4 protein-coding genes are annotated in these 4,183 nt (G+C 73.9%); 2 read left to right on the plus strand and 2 right to left on the minus strand.

What is annotated here, in order from left to right; translation table 11 throughout:
- Positions 1-91: 91 nt before the first annotated feature.
- Positions 92-1,606: a tetratricopeptide repeat protein gene (locus ABZ371_RS29730; RefSeq protein WP_358685374.1), complete on the minus strand. Its 1,515-nt coding sequence runs from the start codon at positions 1,604-1,606 to the stop codon at positions 92-94.
- 97 nt (positions 1,607-1,703) lie between these two features.
- Here ABZ371_RS29730 and ABZ371_RS29735 point away from each other — a divergent pair, with 97 nt between their 5' ends.
- Positions 1,704-3,071 carry an FAD-linked oxidase C-terminal domain-containing protein gene (locus ABZ371_RS29735; protein WP_358685376.1) on the plus strand — a complete coding sequence of 456 codons (1,368 nt, stop codon included), beginning with the start codon at positions 1,704-1,706 and terminating at the stop codon, positions 3,069-3,071.
- A 96-nt stretch (positions 3,072-3,167) separates the two neighbouring features.
- On the opposite strand, the gene ABZ371_RS29740 is transcribed toward ABZ371_RS29735, so the two are convergent.
- On the minus strand, positions 3,168-3,644 hold the full coding sequence (locus ABZ371_RS29740; protein ID WP_358685378.1) for an SsgA family sporulation/cell division regulator: 477 nt from the start codon (positions 3,642-3,644) through the stop codon (positions 3,168-3,170).
- 213 nt (positions 3,645-3,857) lie between these two features.
- Here ABZ371_RS29740 and ABZ371_RS29745 point away from each other — a divergent pair.
- The coding region (locus ABZ371_RS29745) for a DUF2510 domain-containing protein (protein WP_358685380.1) at positions 3,858-4,183 on the plus strand (326 nt) is incomplete at its 3' end.

The following is a 4,183-nucleotide window of genomic DNA, read 5'->3' on the forward strand; positions in this document are numbered from 1 at the left end:
AACCGGCCCCGCCGCCCTCGCCGCGTCCGTCCTCGGGCCACGGCCACGGCCAGGGCCACAGCTACGGCCACGGCCACGGCCACGGCTACGGCTACGGGGACGGTGCCGGAGGGGAGGAGAGGGCAGGGGCCGTCTCCGGTACCGGCACCTCCTGCGGGCCGCCGGACGCCGGCTCGCCCAGCTCCTCCAGCGCCTTGCCGGCCAGAGGGGCGGCCAGCGGCGAGAAGCGCGGATCGGTGCGCAGCGCCTCGTCCAGGTGGCCGCGGGCCGGGCCGTCCTGTCCGAGGCTGCTCTCGATCACGCCCAGGTGGTACGCGTACGAGGCGTCCCGGATCCCCGTCTCCACCGCCCGTTCCGCGTACTGGATGCCCTCCTCGGAGCGGCCCGCCCGGTGCAGTGCCCAGCCCAGGGCGTCCGCCACCGCCGCGCTGCGGCGCAGCGACGACCACTCCGCGCGCATCAGCTCCACGGCCGCGTCCGGGTCGCCGTGGTCGGCCTCGTAGCGGGCCTCCACCACGGACTCGTTCACTCCCGCGGCCTCCGCCCGCGCCAGGAGCCCGCGCAACTCCGCGTACTGGGTGCGGGCGTCGCCGTCGAGGTCCATCGACTCGTACAGCTCGCCCAGTTCGAGGACGTACTGCGGGACGGGCAGCTTCGCCGTGACCGTCCGGTAGTCGGCCAGCGCCTCGTCCGTACGGTCCAGGGCCGCCAGGGCGCGGGCCCGGCCCGCACGGGATTCCAGGTGGCCGCTGTCCGTGCGCAGGGCGGCCTCGTACTGGGCGAGGGCCTCCGCGGGCTCGCCGCGTTCCCGGGCCAGGTCGCCCAGGCGGTGCAGCGCCTCCGCCTTCTCGGCCGGTGACGTGGCGTGGTCCGCGGCCTCCTGGGCGGTGGCCAGGGCGTCCTCGCGCCAGCCCTGGTTGCGGTACATCTGGGACGTCCTGGCCAGTGCGGGGACGCCCTTGCGCAGGGCGGCGAACCTCTCGGTGGCCTTTGCCGCGGCCGCGTACTCACCGAGGCCGACGTACGCGTCGATCAGGACCGGGTAGGCCGTCCAGTCCTTCGGCTGCCGGGCGCGCACCGCCTCGCCCCACTTCTTCGCCGCGAGGTGGTCGTGCCGGGCGTTGGCGAGCGCCCCCAGTCCCACCCACGCCTCCGTGTTCCCCCGCTCACCGGGCTCCGCGGCCAGTGACCGCCGGAGTGCCTGTTCGGCGCGCGGGTAGTAGGCGGTGTCCGCGGCGCGCCGGCCCCACTCCGCGTAGGCCGTGCCGAGCACCGCCCAGGACGGCGCGTCGGCCGGATGCGTCTCGACCCACTTCTGCCGGTCGCCGATCAGGGCCGTCAGGTCGGAGAGGGACGCCGGGGAACCGGCCGCCGCCGCGGCCTCGGCGCGCGCCACCGGCCCCGGCCGGGGTGGTGCGGCCTTCCGGGGGCCGTCCGGTACGGCGACCACCGCGCCGGCCACGAGGACGGCGCCGGCGACGGCACCGAAAGCGGCCCTGCGCAGTGTGGTGCGCAGGGGGGCGGGAGGCGGGGGGACGGACGTCGCGCCCTCCGGCGGCAGGAGGGAGGGGGGTGGCTCCGGGATCTGCTGCGGCTTGGCATCCATGACCATCACTCTGCGTCAGTACGAAGATCGCATCGCGCTCCATGTGTGCGGGCGTAGACGGGTTCACACCATTGGCCCCGGGTGTCACGCTTGGATCATGGACGCACTTGTCGAACACCTGCGGGCGGGCCTTCCGGCCGATGCCCTGATCACGGATCCGGACGTCACGGCCTCGTACGCCCACGACATGGCGAGCTTCTGCGAGGCCGGGGCACCCGCGGTCGTCGTGCTCCCGCGCACGGTCGAGGAGGTCCAGCACGTCATGCGGACCGCCACCGCGCTACGGGTGCCCGTGGTGCCCCAGGGCGCGCGGACGGGCCTCTCCGGCGGGGCGAACGCCTCCGACGGCTGCATCGTGCTCTCCCTGACGAAGATGGACCGGATCCTGGAGATCAGCCCGGTCGACCGGATCGCGGTCGTCGAGCCGGGCGTCGTCAACGCCGCGCTCTCGCGTGCCGTCGGGGAGCACGGGCTGTACTACCCGCCGGATCCCTCCAGCTGGGAGACGTGCACCATCGGCGGCAACATCGGCACCGCCGCCGGCGGCCTGTGCTGCGTGAAGTACGGGGTCACCGCGGAGTACGTACTGGGCCTGGAGGTCGTCCTCGCCGACGGGCGGCTCCTCAGCACCGGCCGGCGCACCGCCAAGGGCGTCGCGGGATACGACCTCACCCGGCTCTTCGTGGGGTCGGAAGGCAGCCTCGGCATCGTCGTCAAGGCCGTGCTCGCCCTGCGGCCGCAGCCCCCGCGGCAGCTGGTGCTCGCCGCCGAGTTCCCCTCCGCCGGGGCGGCCTGCGACGCGGTGTGCCGGATCATGGAACAGGGACACACCCCGTCACTCCTCGAACTGATGGACCGTACGACGGTGCACGCCGTCAACGCGATGGCCTCCATGGGACTCCCCGAGTCCACCGAGGCACTGCTGCTCTGCGCCTTCGACACACCCGACCCGGCGGGCGACCTCGACGCCGTCGGCAAGCTGTGCACCGCCGCGGGCGCCACCGAGGTCGTGCCCGCCGACGACGCCGCCGAGTCCGAACTCCTGCTGCAGGCGCGCCGGCTGTCACTGCCCGCCCTGGAGACCGTCAAGTCCGCCACCATGATCGACGACGTGTGCGTGCCGCGCTCGAAGCTCGGCGCGATGATCGAGGGCACCGCCGCCATCGCCGCGGAGTTCGACCTGACCATCGGGGTCTGCGCCCACGCGGGCGACGGGAACACCCACCCCGTCGTCTGCTTCGACCACACCGACGCGGACGAGTCCCGCAGGGCGCGCGCGTCCTTCGACGCGATCATGGCGCTGGGCCTGGAACTCGGCGGCACCATCACCGGCGAACACGGCGTCGGCGTGCTGAAGAAGGAGTGGCTCGACCGCGAACTGGGCGAAGTGGGGCTCGAGTTGCAGCGGGGTATCAAGGCGGCCTTCGACCCGCTCGGCCTCCTCAATCCGGGCAAGCTGTTCTGACCCCGGAGCACCCGGAGCACCCGGAGCACCCGGAGCACCTGGACCGCCCGGACCACCGCCCACCGCCCCCCGGGCCGCCGGCCGGCCCCGTGCCGTTCACAGCTCGCCGTCCGGGGCCTCGTCGGTGGACCACGGGTCGGTGAGCCAGAGGTCGTCGGCCGGCAGTGGGCTGAGCAGCCGGGCGAGCGCGTCGTCCAGGCCGAGTCGCGCGCTCTCGGTCCCGGGAGGCACGGCCATCAGGGTGCGCTCCGTCCAGGCGGCGACGGCGGCCGAGTCCATCTCCAGCAGGGCGTCGCCGTCCGGCGAGGCGAGGGCCACGCAGATGACGCCTCGGTCCCCGACCCGGGTCGGCCAGATCCGCACGTCCCCGTACCCGCACGGCCGGCACGCCCCCTCCACGAGGAGTTCGCGGGCGAACGTCCAGTGCACGGGCGCCTCGGAGCCGATGTGGAAGGCGATGTGCACGGCGTACGGGTCGTCGGTGAGGTAGGAGAGCCGGGCGGGCACGGGGACGGACCGCTCGGGCGACAGGACCAGCATCAGTTCCAGCTCACAGTCCACGGCCTCTCGCATGGGAAGCACCTTCCGTCGCTCGTAGGAACCGGTCCTCTGACCGGTCCGCACAACGAGAGAGAGACCTCCCGCCCGTCCATGACGCGACTTCCCGGAAAATCTTCCCGCAGCCCTGAAAGTGTTCCGAACAACGGGATCGGCCCGGGGATACGCGGCGGTCTGATAGATGTAAACCCTTGTATTGAGGCCTCGAAGAGATACGGGACCACGGTGATGAGCGCCCCAACCCCGGCACCCGGTGACGAAAGCCCCCGCGAGGGCTACTACCCCGACCCGTCCATTCCCGGATACGTCCGCTACTGGAACGGCGCTTCCTGGGTTCCCGGTACGAGCCGGCCCGCACCGCCGGGTGACGGCGTGTCGGCGGCGGCGCAGCACGACGGGACGGCGGCGGACGCCGCCCCGTGGCGGCCGGCCCGGCGGCCCGCCCCGGTGGACGAGACCGGGCCGGTGTACCTCGACGAGGTACAGGAGCCCGGAGACCCCGGCTCGGGGCGGTGGCCGGCCGGCGCCGCCGCGCCCGCCCCGCCGGGGTCTCC

Origin of the sequence: Streptomyces sp. NPDC005899 (assembly GCF_040629645.1) — a bacterium.
GTDB lineage: Bacteria > Actinomycetota > Actinomycetes > Streptomycetales > Streptomycetaceae > Streptomyces.